Source organism: Pseudoflavonifractor sp. An184 (genome assembly GCF_002160305.1).
Lineage (GTDB): Bacteria > Bacillota > Clostridia > Oscillospirales > Oscillospiraceae > Lawsonibacter > Lawsonibacter pullicola.
Map to the genome: position 1 here is coordinate 64,391 of NZ_NFKI01000003.1, position 23,133 is coordinate 87,523.

The 23,133-nt window shown below is 54.5% G+C and carries 26 protein-coding genes; 12 read left to right on the top strand and 14 right to left on the bottom strand.

Translation table 11 applies throughout. The features are described 5' to 3' along the window. Positions 1-4: 4 nt before the first annotated feature. Positions 5-850, bottom strand: a complete 846-nt coding sequence (locus B5F19_RS02100; protein ID WP_087287334.1) for an aldo/keto reductase — start codon at positions 848-850, stop codon at positions 5-7. A 122-nt stretch (positions 851-972) separates the two neighbouring features. Here B5F19_RS02100 and B5F19_RS02105 point away from each other — a divergent pair, with 122 nt between their 5' ends. After that, complete coding sequence (locus tag B5F19_RS02105) at positions 973-1,866, top strand: LysR family transcriptional regulator (protein WP_162612498.1); 894 nt, start codon at positions 973-975, stop codon at positions 1,864-1,866. 112 nt (positions 1,867-1,978) lie between these two features. Here B5F19_RS02105 and B5F19_RS02110 read toward each other — a convergent pair whose 3' ends face one another. Next, on the bottom strand, positions 1,979-2,785 hold the full coding sequence (locus tag B5F19_RS02110) for a Crp/Fnr family transcriptional regulator (protein WP_242972668.1): 807 nt from the start codon (positions 2,783-2,785) through the stop codon (positions 1,979-1,981). A gap of 30 nt (positions 2,786-2,815) precedes the next feature. Here B5F19_RS02110 and B5F19_RS02115 point away from each other — a divergent pair, with 30 nt between their 5' ends. The 7 genes from B5F19_RS02115 (at position 2,816) to B5F19_RS17380 (ending at position 7,075) form a co-directional block, all read left to right on the top strand. Next, positions 2,816-3,214 carry a TIGR04076 family protein gene (locus tag B5F19_RS02115; protein ID WP_087287340.1) on the top strand — a complete coding sequence of 133 codons (399 nt, stop codon included), beginning with the start codon at positions 2,816-2,818 and terminating at the stop codon, positions 3,212-3,214. A 389-nt stretch (positions 3,215-3,603) separates the two neighbouring features. Further along, positions 3,604-4,494: a LysR family transcriptional regulator gene (locus B5F19_RS02120; protein WP_087287342.1), complete on the top strand. Its 891-nt coding sequence runs from the start codon at positions 3,604-3,606 to the stop codon at positions 4,492-4,494. Between the two features lie 96 nt (positions 4,495-4,590). Beyond that, entirely contained in the window at positions 4,591-4,953 is a 363-nt protein-coding gene (locus B5F19_RS02125; RefSeq protein WP_087287345.1) for a MerR family transcriptional regulator, read from the top strand. Between the two features lie 49 nt (positions 4,954-5,002). Further along, positions 5,003-5,437, top strand: a complete 435-nt coding sequence (locus B5F19_RS02130; RefSeq protein WP_087287348.1) for a cupin domain-containing protein — start codon at positions 5,003-5,005, stop codon at positions 5,435-5,437. A gap of 75 nt (positions 5,438-5,512) precedes the next feature. Then, on the top strand, positions 5,513-5,860 hold the full coding sequence (locus tag B5F19_RS02135; protein ID WP_087287352.1) for a cyclophilin-like fold protein: 348 nt from the start codon (positions 5,513-5,515) through the stop codon (positions 5,858-5,860). 28 nt (positions 5,861-5,888) lie between these two features. Next, positions 5,889-6,500, top strand: coding sequence for a carboxymuconolactone decarboxylase family protein (locus B5F19_RS02140; protein ID WP_204248285.1), 612 nt, complete (start codon positions 5,889-5,891; stop codon positions 6,498-6,500). 296 nt (positions 6,501-6,796) lie between these two features. After that, positions 6,797-7,075 carry a hypothetical protein gene (locus tag B5F19_RS17380; RefSeq protein WP_162612497.1) on the top strand — a complete coding sequence of 93 codons (279 nt, stop codon included), beginning with the start codon at positions 6,797-6,799 and terminating at the stop codon, positions 7,073-7,075. A 96-nt stretch (positions 7,076-7,171) separates the two neighbouring features. Here the strand turns inward: B5F19_RS17380 and B5F19_RS02150 are convergent, their stop codons facing one another. The 3 genes from B5F19_RS02150 to B5F19_RS02160 form a co-directional block, all read right to left on the bottom strand. Then, positions 7,172-7,414: a hypothetical protein gene (locus tag B5F19_RS02150; RefSeq protein ID WP_242972669.1), complete on the bottom strand. Its 243-nt coding sequence runs from the start codon at positions 7,412-7,414 to the stop codon at positions 7,172-7,174. Further along, positions 7,411-7,983, bottom strand: a complete 573-nt coding sequence (locus B5F19_RS02155; RefSeq protein ID WP_087287356.1) for an SGNH/GDSL hydrolase family protein — start codon at positions 7,981-7,983, stop codon at positions 7,411-7,413. Before B5F19_RS02155 ends, B5F19_RS02150 begins: the two co-directional genes overlap by 4 nt. 576 nt (positions 7,984-8,559) lie before the next feature. Beyond that, on the bottom strand, positions 8,560-9,309 hold the full coding sequence (locus tag B5F19_RS02160) for a metallophosphoesterase (RefSeq protein WP_087287359.1): 750 nt from the start codon (positions 9,307-9,309) through the stop codon (positions 8,560-8,562). A 194-nt stretch (positions 9,310-9,503) separates the two neighbouring features. Here B5F19_RS02160 and B5F19_RS02165 point away from each other — a divergent pair, with 194 nt between their 5' ends. Then, complete coding sequence (locus tag B5F19_RS02165) at positions 9,504-9,974, top strand: phage integrase SAM-like domain-containing protein (protein ID WP_087287362.1); 471 nt, start codon at positions 9,504-9,506, stop codon at positions 9,972-9,974. Positions 9,975-10,231: 257 nt separating this feature from the next. On the opposite strand, the gene B5F19_RS02170 is transcribed toward B5F19_RS02165, so the two are convergent. Genes B5F19_RS02170 through larA form a run of 5 tightly spaced genes read right to left on the bottom strand, consistent with a single transcriptional unit; the run spans position 10,232 to position 15,975 of the window. Further along, positions 10,232-11,221: an electron transfer flavoprotein subunit alpha/FixB family protein gene (locus B5F19_RS02170; RefSeq protein WP_087287365.1), complete on the bottom strand. Its 990-nt coding sequence runs from the start codon at positions 11,219-11,221 to the stop codon at positions 10,232-10,234. Positions 11,222-11,234: 13 nt separating this feature from the next. Next, a complete protein-coding gene (locus B5F19_RS02175) occupies positions 11,235-12,026 on the bottom strand; it encodes an electron transfer flavoprotein subunit beta/FixA family protein (RefSeq protein ID WP_087287368.1) in 792 nt (263 codons plus the stop codon). A gap of 19 nt (positions 12,027-12,045) precedes the next feature. Next, positions 12,046-13,185: an acyl-CoA dehydrogenase family protein gene (locus tag B5F19_RS02180; protein ID WP_087287371.1), complete on the bottom strand. Its 1,140-nt coding sequence runs from the start codon at positions 13,183-13,185 to the stop codon at positions 12,046-12,048. Positions 13,186-13,226: 41 nt separating this feature from the next. Beyond that, positions 13,227-14,648: an FAD-binding oxidoreductase gene (locus B5F19_RS02185; protein ID WP_087287377.1), complete on the bottom strand. Its 1,422-nt coding sequence runs from the start codon at positions 14,646-14,648 to the stop codon at positions 13,227-13,229. A gap of 37 nt (positions 14,649-14,685) precedes the next feature. Then, on the bottom strand, positions 14,686-15,975 hold the full coding sequence (gene larA / locus B5F19_RS02190) for a nickel-dependent lactate racemase (RefSeq protein WP_087287380.1): 1,290 nt from the start codon (positions 15,973-15,975) through the stop codon (positions 14,686-14,688). A gap of 291 nt (positions 15,976-16,266) precedes the next feature. Here larA and B5F19_RS02195 point away from each other — a divergent pair, with 291 nt between their 5' ends. Together B5F19_RS02195 and B5F19_RS02200 are read left to right on the top strand one after the other, a co-directional pair. Then, positions 16,267-16,953: an FCD domain-containing protein gene (locus B5F19_RS02195; RefSeq protein ID WP_087287383.1), complete on the top strand. Its 687-nt coding sequence runs from the start codon at positions 16,267-16,269 to the stop codon at positions 16,951-16,953. 203 nt (positions 16,954-17,156) lie between these two features. Continuing rightward, positions 17,157-17,318, top strand: a complete 162-nt coding sequence (locus B5F19_RS02200; protein WP_235370174.1) for a hypothetical protein — start codon at positions 17,157-17,159, stop codon at positions 17,316-17,318. A 736-nt stretch (positions 17,319-18,054) separates the two neighbouring features. Here the strand turns inward: B5F19_RS02200 and B5F19_RS02205 are convergent. The 3 genes from B5F19_RS02205 to B5F19_RS02215 form a co-directional block, all read right to left on the bottom strand. Next, complete coding sequence (locus B5F19_RS02205; RefSeq protein WP_087287386.1) at positions 18,055-18,303, bottom strand: hypothetical protein; 249 nt, start codon at positions 18,301-18,303, stop codon at positions 18,055-18,057. Between the two features lie 377 nt (positions 18,304-18,680). Further along, complete coding sequence (locus B5F19_RS02210; protein WP_087287388.1) at positions 18,681-19,100, bottom strand: very short patch repair endonuclease; 420 nt, start codon at positions 19,098-19,100, stop codon at positions 18,681-18,683. Positions 19,101-19,105: 5 nt separating this feature from the next. Next, a complete protein-coding gene (locus tag B5F19_RS02215; protein WP_087287392.1) occupies positions 19,106-20,263 on the bottom strand; it encodes a DNA cytosine methyltransferase in 1,158 nt (385 codons plus the stop codon). 116 nt (positions 20,264-20,379) lie between these two features. On the opposite strand from B5F19_RS02215, the gene B5F19_RS02220 reads away from it, so the two are divergent. Next, positions 20,380-21,435 carry a HindVP family restriction endonuclease gene (locus B5F19_RS02220; protein ID WP_087287395.1) on the top strand — a complete coding sequence of 352 codons (1,056 nt, stop codon included), beginning with the start codon at positions 20,380-20,382 and terminating at the stop codon, positions 21,433-21,435. Positions 21,436-21,680: 245 nt separating this feature from the next. Here the strand turns inward: B5F19_RS02220 and B5F19_RS02225 are convergent, their stop codons facing one another. Next, complete coding sequence (locus B5F19_RS02225) at positions 21,681-22,646, bottom strand: DUF6076 domain-containing protein (RefSeq protein ID WP_087287397.1); 966 nt, start codon at positions 22,644-22,646, stop codon at positions 21,681-21,683. Positions 22,647-23,133: the final 487 nt, after the last annotated feature.

A 23,133-nucleotide genomic window follows, 5' to 3' on the forward strand; every position in this document is an offset into this window, starting at 1 on the left:
CTCCTTACACAGAACCGGCGCCCACGAACATCTCTGCCACATTGGGGGCATAGTGGTCGATGAACTGGCTGCGGCCCAGATCCATGGCCTGAAGCTGTTCCATCTCCCCGTCGGTCAGACGGAAGTCAAACAGGTCAAAATTCTCCGCCATACGCTCCCGGTGGGTGGACTTTGGAATCACCACTACGCCGGACTGCATCAAGAACCGAAGATCGACCTGGGCCGCCGTCTTGCCGTACCGCTCCCCGATCTCCGTCATCGTAGGATCGGTGAAGAGCCCGTTCCTCCCCTGGGCCAGCGGAGACCATGCCATAAGCTGGGTGCCGTGTTTCTCCAGATAGGGGCGGATCACCCGCTGCTGCTGGAACACATGGACCTCCAGCTGATTCACCATGGGCGCGATATCCACGAAGCTGCACAGGTCAATAAAACGATCCGGCATGAAGTTGGACACGCCAATGGCCCGGAGCTTCCCTGCCCGATAGGCCTCCTCTAAGGCGCGCCAGGTACCATAGTAGTCGTTGAAGGGCTGGTGGACGAGCATCAGGTCGATATAGTCGGTCCGGAGTTTCTTCAGGGACGCGTCAATGGAGGCAGCGGCCTTTTCATAGCCCCCGTTGCTGATCCAGACCTTGTCCGTCAGGAACAGCTCTTCCCGGGGAATGCCGCACTGGGCGACCGCCTCCCCCACGCCCTCCTCGTTGAAATACCCCTGGGCCGTGTCGATGCTCCGGTAGCCCACCGACAGGGCCTCCAGGACGCAGTGCTTCGTGTCCTCCGCCGGGATCTGATAGGTACCGTATCCCAGCATGGGAATCTGGACCCCATTTCGCAAAGTTGTATATTCCATTGTCGATGCCTCCTATTTTGATTTGGATGGCTCTATTTTAGCGCCCTTTCCCTTGACAGGGAATGACCAGAAATGCTACATTCTATATACTAAAAGTAAACAGGCAGAGGAAGGTGCGTCTCATGCTCAGCCAGCAGCTGCAGGTATTTTTACAGGTAGCGGACTGCGGCAGTTTCACCAAAGCCGCCAAGCGGCTCCTGGTCACGCCCGCGTCGGTGATGAAGCACATCAACACCCTGGAGAGCCGCCTGGGTGTGACGCTGTTCAAACGGGATAAGAGGGGTGTTGTGCTGACCGCGGCGGGGCAGTCACTGTACCAGGACGGTAAAAAGATGGCGGCGTTGGCAGATCATGCGGCGGCTAAAGCCAAACGTGCGGAGCAGGATGAGGGAATTGTCATCCGGGTGGGCTCGTCCCTTCTGAACCCCAGCAAGGTATTGACCGACCTGTGGGCGCCGCTCCGCGCCACCTACCCCCAGTACAAGTTCCATATCGTGCCCTATACGGATACTAAGGAGGAGCGGTTTGCCGTCATTGCGGCGCTGGGAGAAACCTTTGACCTGCTGGTGGGCACCTTCGACTCCAAGACCATCCGCTCCCGGGCCAACTACCTGATCCTGGGGGGCTACCGCCTCTGTGTGGCCGTGCCCGAGGGCCACCCGCTAGCGGCAAAGAAGATGCTCTCCATCCAGGACCTGCACGGGGAGCGCCTGGTCAAGGTCAAGCGCGGGGAGACGGAGCGGTTAGACCACTTTCAGGATGTCCTTCAGCTGACCCATCCCCAAATCATTGTGGAGGAGGCCGATTACTACTACGACCTGGACACCTTCAACGCCTGTGAGCAGAACGGCACCCTGCTGCTGACTTTGGACGCCTGGGCGGAGATCCATCCCTCCCTGATCACACTGCCGGTGGAGTGGGACTACACGGTTCCCTATGGCATTTTGTACGCAAAGGAGCCGTCCCCGGAGGTATCCCGGTTTCTTCAGATCCTGAAGGATTCTCTGCCGGGATAAGCGCGGGAGACGGCGATGAAAAGAGGGAAAACCGGAAGAGCGCATTTTTACGCTCTTCCGGTTTTCGTTGCAATTGCAGAATCTTGACAGCGGCGTAGTACGCCCAGAAAAATTAAAGTAAAGCGGGCTTGTGTAACCTTGGTAGCAGACAGGGGCGGACGGAGCAGTTAGAATGATCCATGCAATACACCGTTTCGTCCGTGCAGAGACCGGCCAGGGCTGGTAGATCCGTGATGGTCAGCCTGCCCCGCGTGGTGGTAAGGACCCCCATCCGCCGCAGTTCGGTCAGTTCCCGCGTGATATGGACCCGGCTGATTCCAAGGATGTCCGCAAGGTCCTCCTGGGTCATTTCGATGACCAGGCCGGAGTTTGCCGGCTGGTTCATGGTCAGCAGGTACAGCAGGTTGCACAGCTTGACCCGGGAGGAGTTGAACTCCTGGTGCACCGTCTCAAAGAGAAAGCGGTTGACGTACATGGCGTACCAGTTGACCACCTGTTCAGCCAGGGCGGAATTGGATTCAAACATGGCCTGGAATTGCGGGATCGTAAACTCCAGCACATGGATCTCCGACAGCGCTGTCGTGGTCAGAGACAGCTCGATCCGGAAATCCGTGGTGTGGTAGCCCGGGAACACCGTCCCGGGGCCATGAAAGCTGATGATCCTGCGCCGGCCGGTCTCATGCTCCGCAAAATGCACCGCCGCACCGGAGAGAAAGTAGTGGATGCGGTCGTAGGGCTGGCCGTCCCTCCACAGGAGGTCGCCCTTGCGGAACACCGTTTCCCTGTGGGGCTGGGAGAGAAAGTAGTCGTAAAACACACGGAAGTCATCCGCGAAATAATATCTGGGCGTCAGCATGGCGGCCACCCCGTCCTCCAGTGAGATGAATCGATTATACCACGGGGAAGCCGCTTTTTCCATGCACGGCGCCGCCAACAGGAGGAACGAACCATGAAACACAGAGTGAAACTCACCGTGCTCGACAAGAAGTTGTACCCGGAGCTGCAGCAGCAGTACTGCGCCGACCCCAATGCCGGAGCCTGTCCCTGTTACAACGTGGGAGACGAGTTCATCTTTGAGCGGAACGGGGACCGGGACGACTTCTGGCACATGGGCCTGAACACCCTGATCAAGACCAGCGCCGACCCGGACACCGTAGCCGGCGGCCCCAAGATGCCCCACTGTTCCGAGGCATGGGACGCCATCGCCCGGTACATCTACACTGGATTGCAGGGCGGCTCCATCATGAAAGGCTGGATGAACCAGGAGAACACGATGATCACCTGCTGCTCCGACGGCACAAGGCCGGTGATCTTCAAAATTGAGCGGCTGGATGACAGTGTTAAATAAGGCTCCAGGTTGATAGTAACGCAAACAGGCCCCGACTGCGACACCCCCCTGACCAATGTGGCCTCCCATAAGGGAGTCTGCCTGTCCCCGGTGCTCTGAACGACGGCTCCAGCGAGTTTGCGTAGATTCCCTTTGATTGTGAGGAGAATATCCCCTGTGTCCTGTGCACCCACAGCGGAGAGCAGCGAAAGGAAGTCCTGGATTTTGTCAAGACGCTGCAAAGCGTTTATTCCGAACGTTCTGTCTCGAATCTACTGTGATATTATGTATGCGGAATATAGACCAGTAGACATGCGTTATTTTATATCCAAAATGCGCATAGTTAGCATTTATTTATGTTGATTTTTTCGACTGCTATGCTATTTTTGAGCAGAAGGGAGTGACATTCCATGGAGATCCGTGTGCTGAAATATTTTCTGTTGGTCGCCCGGGAGGAGAACATCACTAAAGCGGCCAACCTCCTGCATCTGACCCAGCCCACCCTGTCCAGGCAGCTGATGCAACTGGAGGAGGAGCTTGGCGTGCAGTTGTTTCGCCGAAGCAAGCACCGCATTATCCTGACGGAGGAGGGAATGCTGCTCCGCCGGCGTGCAGAGGAGATCGTGGCGCTGGCGGATAAAACAAAAGACGATCTTCAGCACAGAGAGGAGCAGCTGACCGGCAACGTCGCAGTGGGAAGCGGGGAATTACAAAGTTCCAGCTTTTTGACCCAGCTTCTCACGGCTTTCCAGGAGAAAAATCCGCTGGTCAGTTTTACGATTTACAGCGGAAACTCCGACAATATCAAAGAGCGCATCGAGCGGGGCCTGCTGGATGTGGGACTTTTGCAGGAGCCGGTGGACATCAGCAAATACAGCTTTGTCCGCACACCGTGCCGGGAACAGTGGGGCGTGCTGGTGCGAGAAGATTCGGAATTGGCGTCCAGGGAGCGCGTCAGCCCGGCGGATCTTGCTTCTGTCCCCCTGATCCTGCCCGAGCGGGAGATCGTGCAGAACGAACTGCTCAACTGGTTCGGCCCCTACGCAGAGGGTCTTCGAATCACGGCCACCGGAAACCTGCTCTATAATCTGGCCTCTCTGGCCCGGGCCAGCGGCGGCAGTGTCCTCACGCTGAACCTGGACTGCACCTATGAGGGACTTCGGTTTATCCCACTGTCGCCACCCTTGGAATCCAACACTGTGCTGGTGTGGAAAAAGACACAGACCTTCTCTGCCGCGGCAGCGGCCTTGATCGAGTTTTCCGAGAAATACATTTCCGGTATGGAACAAAATTTAATATAAGCATTAGACATTGCTTTATGACCGGGCTAAAATATAGGTGTTCCAAGAGGAACGCCTATATTTTTTATGCGCCGGATCATGGGAAGGGGTGATGGCATGACGATCCATGAGGCCAGTGAGCGGTATAACATCCCCCTGGAGATCCTGCGGGAATACGAGAGTTGGGGACTGTGCGGCACGGTGAAAACAGTCATGGGTGTCTGGCAGTACGACGACACCGACCTGGAACGCCTGAGCATGATCATGACGCTGCATGATGTGGGGTTTGAAAACGCTGAGATCGAGACCTACATGAAGCTCCTGCTGGAGCAGGAGGGCACCGAGGCACAGCGCCTACGGATACTGGACGAGAAGCGGGGCCGTACCCTGGATGAGATCCACTTTCGGGAAAAGCAGCTGGAGCGGCTGGACTATCTCCGCTACCACATCCGGAAACAGCAGGAAGCAAAACAAGGTTGACCATTGCTCCCATTCAAACAGATCAAAATATTTAAGGAGGCATTTTTTTATGAAGATTCAGGACAAAGCCGCATTTGATGAGCAGAATGTGTTCGGCCAGGGGATGGCCAACACCGCCTTTGCCCAATATTTTATCGGCAACTCTTATCTGAATCCCCTGACCAGACCCGGTGAGAGCGTGGTGGGACTTGCCAATGTCACCTTTGAGCCGGGCTGCCGCAACAACTGGCACATCCACCACGCCAAGAGCGGCGGCGGCCAGATTCTCATCTGTACTGCCGGCGAGGGCTGGTACCAGGAGGAGGGCAAGGACGCCGTCAGCCTGACCCCCGGCACCGTCATCGTCATCCCCCCGGAGGTGAAGCACTGGCACGGGGCCAAGGCGGACAGCTGGTTCAGCCACATCGCCGTGGAGGTACCCGGCAAGGAGACCCGCAACGAGTGGCTGGAAGCGGTGGACGACGAGGCCTATTCCAAACTGTAAAGAAACAGAAATCCAGACGCACCTGACCCTAAACCAGGGTTCCGGCTGCGTCTGGAACCATAAGGAGGACAAACCATGAAGCTGACCATCGGGGAGACGGTTTTGACTGCCGCGCTGGCGGACAACTCCTCCGCAAAGGCGCTGGAGGCAAAATTGAAAGACGGCCCCATCACCATCCAGATGGAGGACTACGCCCGCATGGAAAAGGTGGGGAACCTTCCCTTCCGTCTGCCCACCAACGACCAGTCCATCACCACACAGGCTGGAGACCTGATCCTCTATCTGGGCCGCTCCTTTGTGATTTACTACGCCCCCAACTCCTGGCGGTTCACCAAGTTGGGGCACATCGAAGGGGTCACCGCTCAGGAATTGAAGAAGATTTTGGGACGGGGTGACGTTACGGTCACCCTCTCTCAGGATTAAATAGCACAGAAAGGAACGTGCATTGAATATGATGAAGAACTATCGGGAAACTGATCCGGAATTCGTGGAGCGCGTGGAACACTTCGCCTTTGACGAGGTGGTGAATGAACCCGGCCAGCAGCTGGACGAGGTCACCCGGCACATGGCAATCTTGGCCACCCTGCTGGGCTGCCAGGGGACGGATGTCTTTCGCCGGGAGCTGCCCCAGGCCCTGGATGTCGGGGTGACTCCGGTGATGGCCAAGGAGATCGTCTATCAGGCGGTGGACTACCTGGGGATGGGCCGGGTTCTGCCCTTCCTGGACATCACCAACGAGGTGCTGACCGCCCGGGGCGTGGCCCTGCCGCTGGAGGGCCAGGCTACCACCACCATGGAGGACCGGCTGGAGAATGGCGCGCAGGCTCAGGCAGACATCTTCGGCACCCAGATGCTGGAGGCGTGGAAGGCCGGGCACATCAACCGCTGGCTGGCAGCCAACTGCTGCTGTGAGCCCCAGCTGACCAGCCACGCCAAGGGCAACATGAACCTGGGCAACGACAAGGACTTCCTGATCTGGGTGACCTCCCAGTGCCTGCCCTATATCGGCTCCCCCAGGAGCCTGAACGCCGTGACCTGCGTGAACAAGGCGGCGGAGGGATGAGCTATGGCGATCCTTCAGGTCAATTTTCTCTCCCAGCCGCTGAAGCGGACCGTGCCCATCTAGGCGGTCCTGCCCTCGGGTAAAGTGCGCTCCTACGGCGGCGGTCTGCGGGAAGAGAAACCCTATCAGACATTTTACCTGCTGCACGGCCTGCTGGGTACGTTCAAACGGCTTGCGGCATTTCCAAATCCGGAATTTCGCTTTACGCAAGCCATGCTCATTTCCGTATATGGCATTCCCTGTGTACTGGATTGCGGATATGAGGATGAGAATTATATCGGCCTTCCCGCGGTTGTATGGATGGACTTCAGGGATTATTCGATCAATACGAAGTCCCTGTCATTCTGGAGGATCACAGATCACCGGGACGTTCCATTGATGTGGCATTCAATGGGGTGCTGCGCCCAGAACAGGAACCTGCCGCCCGAGCGCTGCTGGATACAGATATTGGCGTTCTGTCCGCAACTACTGCGTTTGGGAAATCTTCTGTCATAGACGCATCTCCCGATATTCAATTGTCGTTCATTCCAAACGAAATCGTGAGCAATTTCTTTTATATAGGCTCTCTGTTCTGATGACCTCATCGTCTGTTACAGTTTTGGGCAATATCTGCAAAATGGAAAAGAAGAAATTGTGGTAACGTTCGGGGTAGGCGCAAATCAGTTCCTTCATCAGTTTATTATTGCCGTGCAGAGAATCCACATAGCAGGCCCACCGCCCCAGTAGTCCATTTTTTCCATATCCTGGGCTTTCAGATGCTCTCCGCCGGCCAGTACCTCCAGGGCCACGTCCTCCGCCCGGTAGTAGTCGGACACATACCAGAAAAAGCCGCCCGCCAGCAGGACCAGAACCGCCAGCAAAATGCCGGCGGCGATCTTCCACTTATTGCGGCGGGGTTTCGTCTCTGCCGTCATTGCACACGCTCCTCCCGCCGCCGGATCACTGCCGCAATGGTTCCCGCTGCAATATGAGAGCCCAGCTCACTGGGGTGGACGCCATCTGCGGCATAAAGGTTTTGAGTGTCGGATAGCTCGTAAAACCGCCGCCCCACATCGGCGATCAGAGCGTTATTTTCCCGTGCCGCTTTGTGGCAGGCCTCGGACAGCGTTCGGGCCATCTCGTCGTAGTCCCAGCCCTTGTCCGTCAGCTTGGCTCCGCCTTTCTGATAGGCCCAGGTAGCAAACAAAATGGGGACCGCTCCGTTTGCCCGGATCTGCCGGCAGAGCCCCTCCATGCTGGAAAAGAAGCTCTTGGGGGAGGTGATGGGGCCATGGCTCATCTCCTGGAGCACCACATAGTCCCACTTCTCTTTTTGGAGCGCCGCCTGGGTCTGACTGCCCAGCCTGGTACTGGGGTTCAGCTGTTCCGACAGCCGCGCCCCGCCCCGGGTGTGGTGGACCACCTCCGCCCCGGTCAGGTCAGCCAGCATCTGGGGCATATGGTTGGTAAATGTAAAGCTGTTGCCCAGCATGAGGATCCGCATGGTACTGCTCCTTACTCGTTTCTTTCCCTGCTTTCCACTGCCATTATACACGGCTCCGCTGAGAGGAACAAGGCTGGGAGGCGCAGACTGGCCCATCAGATTTTGCGACGCAAGATTCAAAGATAAAGCTGTGGCCGCATGAACTGATCGTGAATAGGTGGTCATGACCCCATATTTCAAAAATTGTGCAGTTTTCCTTTGCCTCTTTTCGGAACGAATTGTGGCGGAGACGGACCAAAAACTATGTCTACAACGAAAATTCAAAACAAATCCGAAAAAGTGTGTTGACCACATTTGAGGTCTTATTTATGCAGAACGCCAAACAAATCATTGTCGAAAAAGTTACAAAAACCGCCTCAAAACATCAGTTTTGAGGCGGTTTTTGTCTTTTGTTGCCGAAAAAGATACAGCCCGGAAAGCCTTGCGGCTCAATGGATTCAGGGTTTTGCACAACTTGTATTTTTGTTTTTCTGCGCTTTTTTCAAGCCATTTCCGAACCCCCATATTGACATACTGACAAAGCCATGTGCAAACAGGATACGAAAAAAGGGCCATGCGTCAGCACAGCCCTCTTTCTTACTTCAGTCTTATGATCTGCTCATATAGCATAGCATACTTTTTCTCGATCACCATGTTGCTGTGGTAGTGGCCGAAGAACCAATACCGGAAGGTACATCTCTGACACACTTCATCGAAGAACTCGGTCAGTGCGTCTTTCTTGAACATTCCTCCGCTGAACACATCCTGTATGCTGGAGGGGCAGCAGTGGCTGATGATGTAATCCACATTCCAGTGGACACGCTCCAGATTTGCTCTGGCTTCCAGATATTCCGCTTCGCTGGGCAGTTCCTCGGCCCACCAGGAACGATGGTTCACACGAAACAGCGCACCGCGTTGTTCGAGTTGCTGAAACTTTTCCTCGAAGTCTGGATCGTCCGGCTCCAGAATGCCATCCTGGATATCATGGGAGGATGCGCCGCCCATGGTAAAAAACTTCCTGCCGTTGAGCTCATATACCTGGCCCCGCATGAGATGCAGGACGGAGGGACGTATCCTCTGGATCTGTCCGCCATGCCACTCCTCTTTGGGATAACCTTTGTAGGCGTCATAGTTTTCATGGTTCCCGAGCACGAAGGCCGTGGTGTAGGGCAGACTATCCAGCCAGTCCAGTCCTGCATCATCCCGTGGATCACCGTACCAGATTCCACCAAAGTCTCCACAGACCAGAACCAAATCCTCCTTGGACATGTGTTCCTGCTCATAGAAGATGTCGGGCCGGAACCGGCAGAAATCTCCATGTGTATCTCCTGTTATAAAAATTTCCATAAGTAAATCGCTCCTTGTCTCTATTTTAGCATACGGACTGTTCAATCTCCAAATCGCTGTATCGGAACTTGACCCGGATTGTTTCCGCATCGACTACAGTGACCCGTTCAATCATCTTGCGAACGACCTCGTCATCATAGTGAGGAAAGCCATTGAGATGTTCCTCCAGATAAGTTGCGTATGACAGTAAAAGAATGGGTCGCTTTCTGACAAAAAACTATGACGCACCGAGTGTGAGGCATACGACCTGCGAAGCGCATCGCTATGTATTGAAAAATCATATTCTGCCTTGGATAGGGGATTGTCCGCTGGAATCCCTGACGACGCAAAAGATAGAGGAGTTTCTGGAAGAGCATCAACTGCATGGAAACAAACGGAATGGGAAACCACTATCCCAGCAGACTATGCGGCATATTCAAAATCTACTCTCAAAGGTGCTAAGCCAGGCAGTAAACCGTGGCTTGATTGAAAGAAATCCAGTACAAGGAATCTGTCGCTCGGCTCCAAAGCAAGTAAAGGCTACGATTCTAGCTGACAATGAAATCCGCGACTACTTATCCGCTGCAAAAGATTTTCATAAGCTGACCGAGCGTGTTCTGATGGAGGACCTGTATGACAGAACGCCCCATATTTTAGACCATGCAATCACGATACTGCTGGGGTGAGACAGGAAGCGTTTCGGAAATACCGACCTTCTTTCTGGCGGGAGCCGGAGGTCCTGATGAGGGAACCTCCGGCTCCCACCGTTTCTGTATTTGTACCTTAGCTGCTGGCAGAGGGCGGCCGGTTTAGAAAAACGGCACCCCGTCGGACCAACCGGTGAGGCTGGACCAACGGGGTGCCGTTGTGTGTTGTTGTTTTTGTCCAATCATGCCATCGTGCAAAGTGCCGGGGGAAGGGCAGCGAAGCGCTGCCCGCTGGGTTACTCCGCCTTGCGCTTGCGGATTTCTTCGATCATGGCAGGCAGAACCTTCATCACGTCGCCTACGATGCCCACATCGGCCACATCAAAGATGGGGGCGTCCTCGTCCTTGTTGATGGCCACCACATAGCCGGAACCGGTCATGCCGGACACGTGCTGGGTGGCGCCGGACACGCCGCAGGCGATGTACAGGGCGGGGGAGACAATCTTGCCGGACTGGCCTACCTGGTGGGCACGGGACACCCAGCCCTCCTCGATGGCAGGACGGGTGGCGCCCACCACGCCGCCCAGCAGCTGGGCCAGCTCCTCCACCAGGGCGAAGTTCTCCTGGCTGCCCATACCACGGCCGCCGGTGACGATGACCTTGGCCTCCTCCAGGTTCACGGACTCGGAGATCTCCTTCACCGCTTCCACTACCTTGGTCTTGATGGCGTCGGCGGGCACCTCCACCGCCTCAGCGGTGACAGGGGCGGCTTCGCCGGCCTCAGGCTTGGAGAAGGCGCCGGAGCGGACGGTGGCCACTACAGGCAGGGTGTCCACCACCACGTCGTTGAGCACCGTGCCACCGTAGAGGGGAACGGTCCATACGGGGGTGCCGTTGTCGATCTTCAGCGCGGTGGCGTCCTGCACACTGCCCAGGCCCTTCCGGGCGTCCAGCCGGGCGGTGAGCTCCCGGCCCAGGGGGGTGTTGCCGGCCAGCACCGCGGCGGGCGCATACTTGTTGACCATGGCCTCCAGCGCGCAGACCATGGCGTCGCTGCAGCCGTCGCTGAAGGCAGCACCCTCTACCGAGAGTACGCCGTCACACAGCGGAGCAGCCTTTTCTGCGGCGGCGGCATTGTCCGTGCCCACTGCCAAAGCCAGCACCTTACCGCCGGTGAGACCGGCCAGGGTGCGGGCGGGAGTCAGAGCCTCCAGGCTCACATTTACCACTTTGCCTTCCTTTTGCTCCAGGAAGACCAGAATATCTTTGCAATTGCCCCAATCCATGTCTGTCTCTCCTTTACAGCAGCTTGGCGGCGGCCATCATGTCAACAGCCTTGATGGCGGATTCCGCAGCAGTTTCCTCGTTGATTTTCACACCGGCCTGGCGCTTGGCGGGCTCAAAGACCTTGACCACGTGGGCGGTGGGCTTGCCGGGCTCCACAGAGTCCAGATCGGCGGCGGAGAGCACGGGGATGGCCATCTTCCGGGCGGCCATCTTGCTCTTGATGGTGGGGTAACGGGGGTCATAGGCGGGCTTGTTCACCGTGACCACGCAGGGGAGCGCGGACTCTACCTTGCGGTAGCCCTCCTCAGTCTCCTGCTTGGCGCAGATGCCGGCGTCCGTCTGCTCGATGTCCACCAGGTCCACGATCACGCCGGTGCCCAGGGCCTCAGCCAGCTGGGGCCCCAGCTGGCCGCTGGCCCGGTCGGTGGCCTCGCGGCCGCAGAAAATCAGGTCAAAGGGCTTGCCGGCGTCCGCCTCCAGCTTCCGGATGGCGGCGGCCAGGATCTTGCTGCGGCCCAGGGTGTCCGCGTCCTCAAAAGTGGGGTCGCTGATGACATAGCCCTGGTTGGCGCCCACGGCCAGGCAGGTCTTCACCGCGTCCCGGGCTTTCTCCGGGCCCACGGTGATGGCGGTGATGCTGCCACCCACGGCTTCTTTGAGGCGGGTGGCCATCTCCAGCGCATAGGTATCAAAGGCGTTGACCACGGGGGTGACGCCGTCCAGATTCACTTCCTCGGTGCCGGGCTTCAGGTGGATTTCCACCGAGTCATCGGGCACCTGCTTCAGGCAGACCAGAATCTCCATATCACTCGAGCTCCTTCAATTAGAATTTTCCAATGGTGTTGTTGGCAACCACAATGCGCTGCACCTCGTTGGTGCCCTCAAAGATCTGGAAGATCTTAGCGTCGCGGAGCAGCTTTTCCACCGGGTACTCCCGGCTGTAACCGTAACCGCCGAACATCTGGATGGCCTCGGATGCCACCTCCATGGCGATGTCGGAAGCATAGCACTTAGCGATGGCGGACTCCTTGGAGCAGGGCAGGCCCTGATCCATCAGAGTCAGGGTGTGGGCCACCATCTGACGGGCGGTCTCAATCTTGATGGCCATGTCAGCCACCTTGAACTGGAGGGCCTGGTTCTTCAGAATGGGCTTGCCGAACTGGACACGCTCCTTGCCATAGGCAATGGCCTCTTCCATGGCCCGCTGGGCGATGCCGGTGGCGATGCAGCCCATCCAGGCACGGGCCTGGTCCAGAGTCTTCATGGCGATGGTGAAGCCCTGCCCCTCAGCGCCCAGCAGATCGGAGGCAGGGATACGGCAGTCGTCCAGCACCACGTCGCAGGTGTTGGAGGTGCGGATACCCATCTTGTCCTCCTCGTGGCCGGTGGAGAGACCGGGGGTGCCGGCCTCGATGAAGAACATGGACATGCCCTTCACGCCGGCGGACTTGTCGGTCATGGCGGTGACGCAGTAGAAGGAGGCCACGCCGCCGTTGGTGATGAAGCACTTGCGGCCGTTGAGGATGTAGCTGTCCCCGTCCTTCACGGCGGTGGTCTTGCCGGCGCTGGCGTCGGAGCCGGCACCGGGCTCGGTGAGGCAGAAGGCACCGAAGCCGCCGTCCATGATGAGCTGGCAGGCGTGCTTCTTCTGGGCCTCGTTGCCGGCGATGAGCACCGGCTTCATGCCCAGGCCGCTGGCGGAGATGGTGGTAGCAAAGCCGGCGTCGGCCTTGGCCATCTCCTCAAACAGGGCGGCCACATCCACCCGGCTCAGACCGGGGCCGCCGTACTCCTCGGGGACCTCCAGTGTCTGCAGCTGCATCTCGATAGCCTGGTCGTAGATCTCCTTGGGCCACTCGCCGCTGCGGTCAAACTCCTTGCAGGGCTCCTTGACCTCGTTTTCACAAAAATCCTTCACATCGCCCAGCAGATCCTGGGCAGCCTCTGAAATCAAATAGGACATGAGTTTTTCCTCCGCTCGATTTTCTGTCTTTTCCAGTATGTTTACAGGGTGTAGCAGACCTTGCCGGGATTCAGGATCATGTTGGGGTCAAAGGTGTGCTTGATGCCCTCCATCAGGCGCATGTTCACCGGGCCCACCATCTCGGCCAGATACTCCATCTTGCCCCGGCCGATGCCGTGCTCGCCGGAGATGAGGCCGCCCAGCTCAGTGGCCTTGCCGTAGGCCCGCTTCATGAAGGCGGCCACCTGGCGCTTGAACTCCTCCGGGTCCATGTCGTTGGAGCAGTTGTAGATGTGCAGGTTGCCGTCGCCGGCGTGGCCGAAGCTCTTGACCTCGAAGTCGTAGTCCTTGGCGATCTCGTTGATGAAGTTCACATAGTGGGCGATCTCGTTGACGGGCACCACCACGTCGCTCTCGTCCAGCAGCTTGGTGTTGGCCTCAATGGCCTCCAGGAAGGTGGAACGGGCGGCCCAGGCGTCCTTCTTCAGCTGGGGAGTGTCGGCTACCAGGATGTCCAGAGCGCCGGCCTCCAGCAGGACCTCGGAGGCCTGCTCGATCATCTCGTCCAGCTGCTCCTCGCTGTCCCCGTCGAAGGTGATGAGCAGGTAGGCGTTCACGTCGCTGCCCTCAAAGGTCTGGGGGAAGGTGCTCTTGCCCAGGTAGGACTCGCTGAGGCGGACGATCTCCCGCTCCATGAACTCCAGGGCCTGGGGGTGCAGGTTGGCCCGCATCATTTTGGGCACGGTGGCGATGCAGTCCTCCAGGTTCTCATAGAGGGCCACCAGGCTGATGACAGCCTTGGGGGCGGGAATCAGCTTCAGAGTCAGCTCGGTGATGATGCCCAGAGTGCCCTCAGAGCCGATCATCAGATTGAGCAGGGAGTAGCCGGAGCTGGTCTTGGATACGCTGGCGCCCATGTTTACGATCTCACCGGTGGGCAGGACCACGGTCATGGCCCGCACATAGTCCCGGGTGGTGCCGTACTTGACCGCCCGCATACCGCCGGCGTTGGTGGACACGTTGCCGCCCAGGGTGGCGAACTTCTCGCCGGGATCGGGGGGATAGAGGAAGCCCTTCTTGGCTGCGTCCTCGGCCAGATCGTTGAGGAGCACGCCGGCCTGGACCCGGACCACCATGTTGTCGGTGTCGTAGGAGAGAATCTTGTTCATCTTGGCGATGGACAGCACCACACCGCCGCAGACCGGGACAGCGCCGCCGGTCAGGCCGGTGCCGGCGCCCCGGGGGGTGACCGGTACATGGTGCTCGTTGCACAGCTTCATCACTGCGGCCACCTCTTCGGTGGAGACAGCCTCCACCACCACCTCGGGCATGGCCTTGCCGTAGATGGGCATCTCGTCGTGGGAGAAGTCGTCGTTGATGTCCCCGTCCACGCTGACCCGGCCGGGCACCGCAGCCTGCAACGCCTGGATCAGTTCGGGGGTCACTTTTTCATACTGACTCATAGCGGATTCCTCTTTTCTTTCCTTCTCATTAAGTAATTTATTCTGCTTTCTTTACAATCACCGACACGCCGTCGGGGATTACCGTGATGGGGCTGTCCGCCCAGCCCAGCAGCCGGTCGGCCAGGTCGATGGCCGCCGAAAGATCGGGGGCCCAGTGCATGTGCATGGCCTCCACCATCTCCCGGGGGGCCTGGGTGACCATGATCACCGGGTGCTTTAAGAGAATACGGCAGAGAATCTGAGCTTCCCACTGGTCGGGAATGGTGCGGTCGCTGGGGGTGGCCAGGAAGGAGGCCATGATTTTTTCCTCGTCGGGTTCCTGAGCGAAGGTGTCGTAGAACGACTGGCCGCCGTGTCCGTCGCTGCAGGCGGAGACCATAATGATCACACCCCCGGGGGCGCAGGTGGCCTCGGCAGCGGTCATTCCCTTCACCGATTGGTAGATGTTCTGGTCCAGGGGATAGCCGCCGTTGGTGGAGATGACAATGGGGGCGGGGACAGCTGAGACACCGGAGAGCTGTTCTACAAAAGCGCAGCCAGCCCGGTGGGCCTCATTGAAGTGGCCGGCGAAAGCGGCAATCACTTCTTTTTTCTCGTCAATGACTACATTGCAGATGAAAGCCAGCTTAGCCTGCTGGGCGGCGTAGATCATATCCCGGTGAATGGGGTTGCCGTCCAGGATGCCGGTGCGGGCAAAGAGGCTGTCAATGAAAGCGGAGCAGTGGTTGGCCAGTACGGTGGTCCGGCTGGCGACTCCGGGGAGCACACTCTTGCGCCCGCCGGAGAAACCGGCAAAGAAGTGGGGCTCAATGAAGCCCTCAGCCACCAGCAGGTCCGCCTGGGCGGCCAGCTTGTTGATGAGCAGCTTGCCGCCGGAGGGCAGGGTGCCCAGAGATACCATGTCCTCATCCTTGCCGCTGAGATGGACGGCAAAGTGCAGGCCGGACCGGAGGAAAAGCTCCTCGCCGTATTTGTCCAGCATCTCTTCCCGGGTGGTGGGGCGGTGGAAGCCGGTGGCCACCAGCACGGTGATCTTTGCAGAAGGGGAACCGGCCCGGATCTCATCTACCAACTGGGGCAAAATAACCTTGCTGGGGACCGGGCGGGTGTGATCGCTGCTGATAATGACAACCTGATGCTTGCCTTTGGCCAATTCCCGGAGCGGGGGCGTGCCGATGGGGTTCTCCAGAGCCTGCCGCACCAGCTGATCCTGGTCGGCCTGAGGCCGATAGCTCTGTGCGCCGGAGCGGAGAACCGCCGCCAGGCGCTGGTCCGGGATCTGAGCCTCAACCCGGCCCCGTCCGTAAGGAAGGGAAATCGTCTGCATAGATGATAACCTCCTGTTTCAGTGGTTGACCTATTCCTTAAATTGGTTCTACCATATAAAATAAAAAGCGCGCAACAATACAAGGAATTTTTAGAACATTTATATATTATTCCTGAGACTTCTAGATGTCAAGGCGATAATTGGACAATATTACGAAAAAGTTTGCAATTATCGGCTTTTTTAAAAACACGTTGGTCCTACCAGTTAGAATGAGTTGGTCGCACCTTTACAGTGGCCTTCTCCTTGTGCTATACTATTTACATGTACATCATGCCAAGGAGGAAGATTTCCATGGCGGAACAGCCCAAATCCTATGAAAAAGTGCTCACCTATCTGGAGGATTCCTTGCGCCGCGGACAGCTGTCCCTGGGGGATCCCTTGCCTCCGGAGCGGGAGCTGGCCGAGCAGTTGGGCATCAGCCGCAACTCGGTGCGGGAGGCAGTTCGGCTGCTGGAGCATATGGGATTTATCGTCAGCAACCAAGGGGCCGGCAATTTTATCTGCTGCAACATCCAGCGCAATCTGCAGGACTCCTTTGACCTGCTGATGCTCCTGCAGCAGATCGACTACCGGAGGCTGGGGGAGCTGCGGGCGGGCCTGGAGCTGCAGGCCGCCCTGTTGGCCCTGGGGCGCATCACCGACGAGCAGGTCCGGGAGCTGTCCGGAATGGTGGAGGAGATGGCGTCCTGTTCCTCCAAGCGGGCCGCCCAACTGGATAAGCAGCTCCATGATACCATTGCCGCCATCTCAGGCAACGAGCTGATTATCCAGATTCACCGGGCCCTCTCCACCACTATCGACCGCTTCATCGCCGATATGCGCCGGCATATCCTGCGCAACTTCCAGACCGGCAACCAGCTGCAGTACGCCCACGAACAGATTGTGGACGCTCTGGCCCGCCGGGATAAGGCCCAGCTGATTCTGGCCATCAACCACCACTTCAATGTGATCAGCGCCAATATGGAACAGAACCTGTGACAAGATGTTTATCATGCAGAAAAAGACGCTCCCTGACCTTTACCGGCGATTCATTCCGGCGGGAAAGGAAACGCCTTTTTTGTTTCCATAGGGCGTACGGGAGAAAAGGGCAAGAAAAGTAATTGTTTTATCCCTCATATCCCGTATAATGGAGAAAACAGAGCCTAGAAGTTTTGGTTCTTGCATGGAGTGAGGAAAGCATCATGGCCAGAGTATCCACCAAAGAAAACAAGACCATTTACCAGCTGACCCGGGAGAGTCTGAAACTGACCCGGGAGGACGCCAGTGAGCTGTTGGTGACCATGTTTCCCGAGCGGATTGAGAAGATTGAAAATGAGCGCTCCATGCCCCATACCGTAAAATAGATTCAACCAAAGGGTTCCACACCCGAGTGACACGATTTGTCTGAGAGGAGGACCATATCTTCAATCATCCGAGCCCAAAGATCTTCTTTCCAAACATAGGATCGCTGGAAGAAGGGTACCTCTATAAGCGTGGAGTTATTAAATATACTTGTGATAATTGCTTTATGTGCATCCATAGTGAAACTCCTTATAAAACACTTCTGTATAGACTGTCGGCCTATCAGCATAATACGACAGCCTTGTCTTTATGCTATCATGTAACTATTATGAAAGGTAACATGATAATCGACTGACATACGCCAAAAAGTGAGATATTTTGTCGTTAGGGATGGGTTAGGGATTTGGCGGTTTCAGCGGCTATCCTCGCTCATGCTCCCGCCGCTTTTCTGTCCCTGAAATCGCCGCTGAACCGCAATCGTCCAAGAGACAAAAATAGAACAAAAAACGCAGAAAAACCGCCATTTCAGGCGGTTTTTCTGCGTAAAATGGTCCGAGTGGGGAGACTCGAACTCCCGGCATCTTGCACCCAAACGCTTGAACCGAATTTTTTGTGGTGCTTTGTAGTGCTTTCCAGCACTTTCCGCTCGGTATTGAATATTTTTTGACGCTCTTAAATCCGCTGTTTCCGCGTGTTCCGGTCCTGACTGTGGTCAAATATGGGGTCAAAAACGCTTCCTGACCAGGGGCGGCAGGTGTCTGCCAGCCCCGGTTGGGAAGCGTTTTTTCGTGAGAGAAATTACTCGGTTTCCAGCAGCTGCTGGATGGCATCCATGGCCGCCCGCTTATCCCGGATCTTAGGATCGTCATACGACTTTCTGCGGCACATCCAGCAGGAGCAGTGGATCTTTCCCTTGGACAGCCGTCCGGCGGCGCCGTGTTCCCACGCAAGGACATTCTCTTCCCCTCCAAGCTGGCGGAGGATCGTTTCCTTGCGATGAATCGCACGCATGCGCTGTTTGCGATAGTAACTGCGGTCTCTGTTCAATTGTGCTCACTCCTTGACAGTTCGGGCCGCCTGCAAGAGTCGTCAAGGAAACATGCTCTCTTACAGGCAGCCTATCTGCCAAGAAGAAAAACGGTGATAACCCATTATTTTAATCCTTTCTGCTGTTTGGGCTATTGTACCTCTGTAGGGGGTGTTAAGCAAGTCTTTTCGGCGCGACGGGGTATCAATTTTTCACACACCTATTCAAAGAATAGGAACTGCCGGAAAGGAAAACGGCAACAAGAAACTCCTTGAATTTAGCCGAATTACAATGGAAGATTGATGCATTAAAAAAGTAACTGGGAACCACCTTTAACAATTCTAAGTAGCTTTTTCTTTAATCCAACTCTCCGGAGTTTTATCTTACAATTGCCTTTTTAATCATTCGAAACAAGTAAAGAGAGAATACGTTCTTTAGTTTGCGGGAGATTTTTCTTCTTTAGTTCACATTCCCATATGCGCACAACGGTCCATCCTCTTTTCTCAAACATCAATGTTATCTCTTTATCATGTTGAATGTTGCGCTCGCGCTTTTTTGCCCAATACTCAGCATGGTCTGCTGGTCGTGTATTTCGACAATCATGCCCATGCCAAAAGCAGCCGTCAACAAAAATGGCAATTCTTTTGTTAAGAAACACAAAATCCGGATGACCTTTGACATTGTAATTATGCCGCCAACCAGTAATGTGGTTTTCTTTAAAAAGTTTTATTAGGGCAAGTTCTGTACTTTTGGTGTTCTTGCTTTTAACTGAACGCATTATTTCTGATCGCGTCCTTTTATCAAATATATCACTCATAATAGTTATAAATTAGGATTGGCATGATGCCGAGCAATTGTATCAAATTTATATTCAATATACAACGAAACAGCTTTTTTAATCTGACTCCTTACCGAAGCATCAATCTTTAAAAAAGCATCCGTTCGTTCAAGAAGAAATAAGTATGTCGGAGTTGGGTCATCCGCAATTATTTTGTTTGCTCGCTTTAAGCGGCTAACAATGTCACTTACTACTCTATCAGAATAATTTGTCTTGTGGAGCCATGTTTCGAAACCAGAATAATCAGGGATTTCAACAACATATTGAGACATACAAGTTGCAACAAACTCTGCCAATTTGACAGGAACAGCATTTCCAATCATCTGTTCTATGTCAGTTTTACTTCCCGCCCATTTGTACCCAGCAGGAAATGTTTGAATCAAAGCGCGCTCTAATGTAGTTAAAGCTCTCACTGTTTCATCAACAGGATGGGGATCAAGAGGGTGACCAGGATACCCTTTAGGAACAGGACGGTTCACGCCTCGCATTGTCGGCGCAGGTTCATCTATGCTATATATTGCTCTGCGATTATAATTTCTGGGATGCCTATAATAATACTCAAACCCAAGTACATTACTCCCAAAATAATCTCTGATGGTTGTTTCCTTCTTGGTTTGGTGATTGTCTAACCATTCAGTTGCAAAACCATCGTTTCCTCCAAGGATACCTAAAACAAAAAACCTTTTTCTCTTTTGGGGAACACCACAATGAGATGCATCAAGTGTCGTTTCGGTAATTCCATACCCAGCATTCCTAAAAACACTCTTAGCGTAAGCATATGCGACAGAGTCTTTCGCTCTATCAACGTTTTCCATTACAAAGTAGCGAGGTTTTACAGCGGAAATAATTTCCGCAAAATTACCGGTTAGACCAGCCCGCTCAGCTTCTATGCGCTTGCCTGCATGACTAAAATCTTGACAAGGAGGCCCTCCTATTATCATATCAGGTGCCAAAGCATTGATCAGATTTACTGCTGTATCCACATCCGACAGATCTTGTTTATATATTGGGTGCTTAAAGTTAAGTTTATAAGTTTCAAGTGCAATATCCCAAAATTCAAATGCCCCCACAATTCTAAAACCAGCATTTTGAAAACCAAGTGAAAGTCCTCCACACCCGGCAAACAAATCAACGACTCGCATATAGACAACCACTTTCTGTCATGTTATTATTTTATAAAGGATTTTAGCATACTTGTGCGATGGCGTCAAGAGCTGACGTCACTATTTGAATTATTGGTGTAGTGGAGGTGCGTAAAATGCCTACTGGTTTGTATGGAATTGAACATTCAAATAGGGATGCTAACGATCATTGGGGCAAGAATTGCTTTAATTCCAGTTTTCCCGCTGCTATGGCAAGCTACATGATGGAACATGATCTTCCCGCCATTTATATCAAATTGGAAGATATTGATGGGGAATTGAAAACTGTTTCCACAGAAATTTCTATAAGGGATGTATTTAACTGTGGCGTAAAGTCTGCTTCAGAGTTATCTTTCAATTTTGAAACTGTTTTCGAACCATACCAACAATATTCTTTTGATGCAATTGATGGTATTGACTTGGTTATTAAAGATTTGAATGGGAATTATTTGTCTCCGCTTGAAGTAAAGTTAACAGTACTTCCGACCGATTCTACAAGCCGACAGACTGAAGATAAGTGGGGATGCGAATTGGTCGTAAGATCAGCGACCACATCTTATTGTGCATTGGGTATGTACGATACGGTTAAAAATGATGCACGGGATGTAAGAGAAATTTTTGAAGATGCTTGTGCTGCGATTCAGATGTGGGACAATGATTATGAGATGACTCATAAGATGCCACGCATCAGCCAAAGCATAGATACATTTGAACGTAAATATCTCGATAAGCAGAAACCGTTGTTAATGCAAACAATTTGGAAAACGCAGGGTAAATCTCCCCTTCTGGCGGAACAAGCTTTTGATATTGTCGTTTGGAGTGATTATGCATTCTCGCGATTGTTCGTTGATGCATCTTACGAAATAGCGGCAACTATGAGTCGCCCAATGAGAGCCTCAGCCCGCCTTGCACGTTGTTTATGGGAATTGAGTAAGTCCGGTAAAATACGAGTGGTGGATATCTATCGTCAGATGGCGTTTGGGAACCAAACAGACAAGGAATTCGCTATCGGAGGTTCAAAGTGGCGTCAATACGTTACTGCAGAACGTATAACAAGACCATTTCTTCACAAAAGTGTCGTGAATGATATTATCCAACCAGGCTATATTGAGAAATTGAGTCCAGAGCGTAGGTTTGATCAAACATTGTATTTTACTGCAAGAGAGACATAGTCACATATGTAGGTTGTAATTATTTCATATAGGAAAAAATGTGTGTAAAACTGCTTGGTATTGAACTCTCTAATCACTCAAATGAGGATTCGTGGAGCAAGAATGTATTATTGCCAGTTTTAATAAGTAAGTACTCCGGATGAAATCATTATCATTCAATGATTGAAAAATGATACGCTATATCAAAGAATACACGGGACGCGCCCTTGGGCGCGTCCCGTTGTTCATTTTCTGCCGATTTGTCCTCACGGTTTCCCCAGCCAGTCCTTGAACTCCTCCAGGGTGATGACCTCCCGGTCGCATTTCTTTTTCATCTCTCTGGCCTGTTCGCTCCAGGCGTAGAACTGCTCGTCGGTAATACGGCCGGCCTTGATCCAGGCAAAGCGCTTCTTGTACTCCTTGCGGTAGGCCTTGAACACCGGATCGTCGGACTGTTTCTTGGTCCACTGCTGGAAGGCTCCGGCTTCCCGGCAGGTCTGCTGACCGGAGGCCACCGGGCGCTCGCAGTACTCCGCACTGACCCGGCCGGTCTGGGGGAACCACCGTCCGCAGTTCTTGCACCGCCGGACGGTAATCCCACGCTCCACACAGCTGCGCAGGGAGTAATCGATCATGTCAGAAATGTGTAGGGGATACAGGACCGGCGAGCACCGGCCCGGCTCCACCGGCTCAAAGCTGAGGGGGATGGGCCGGAAGGAGAACAGAGACGGGTCCTTGGGGGCATCGTAGAGATAATGGGCCGACGCCTGCTGCTGGGGATCCCGCCCCGCCTTGTCCACATCCAAAACGAGATCAAAGAAACGCTGTACCTGCTGCTGATACAGCGGGAGCTGTTCCGGGAGGCCCTGCAGCTCCTCCAGCATCTGCTGATCCTCCCTGCTTCCCCGGTCCTGGGTGATCCCCATGCGTCCAAACCGTTCAAACCAGCGCACATACAGAAGATGCAGGTAGATGTGCCGGCTCCCAAGGTCACCCAGGTCCATCAAGGTACGGACCCCAGCATCTTTATCATCTTTGTCAATCAGAAGGACCCAGTTCTCATGGGCCCGCCGCAGCAGGGGCTCCAGTTCCTTACAGTTCATCTCCAGAAAAGACAGCAGGCTCTCCAGGAACGGGAGTTCCTTGTAGGTCGAGGGAACCCCCTGGACCCCGTGGCTATCAAATTGGAAAACCTCTTTTTTCTCAGAGAAGTACATCTTGGCATACCACATGTCGGCGCCCTCCAAAATAGACAATCGTAAAAATTTTATAAAATAGTCTTGACAAGGGGGTAGGTTCACATGCTACAATACTCTCACAGGGAACTGTCAAAATAATCTTACAATAGTCTAACACCCACAAATCCGATTGTCAACGGGAAACTGGTCCCAGACATTCGGAACGGTACCTTGAAAAATGAATACCCATCACCAGAGACGATACTCCACGGGGAAGTAACGCCAGGACGTTGTCGCAGGGCTCTGACAGCTGAGCGTGCCAAGGGGAAGAAAACGCCGTGTTGGTCAAATAAGGCCGCAGGGCAGGAACCGGTATGGTGCATGGCCAAAACCAGAAAAGAAAAAGACAGACCCTGTAAAAAAACCGCTGAACTGCTGCAACAGTTCAGCGGCCTGCCGCGTTTCGGAAAACACAGCCTGATCTGTGTCCCAGTTTAACAGAGAGACCTCCGAAACGCAAGAAATATTTTCTCTGAATTTG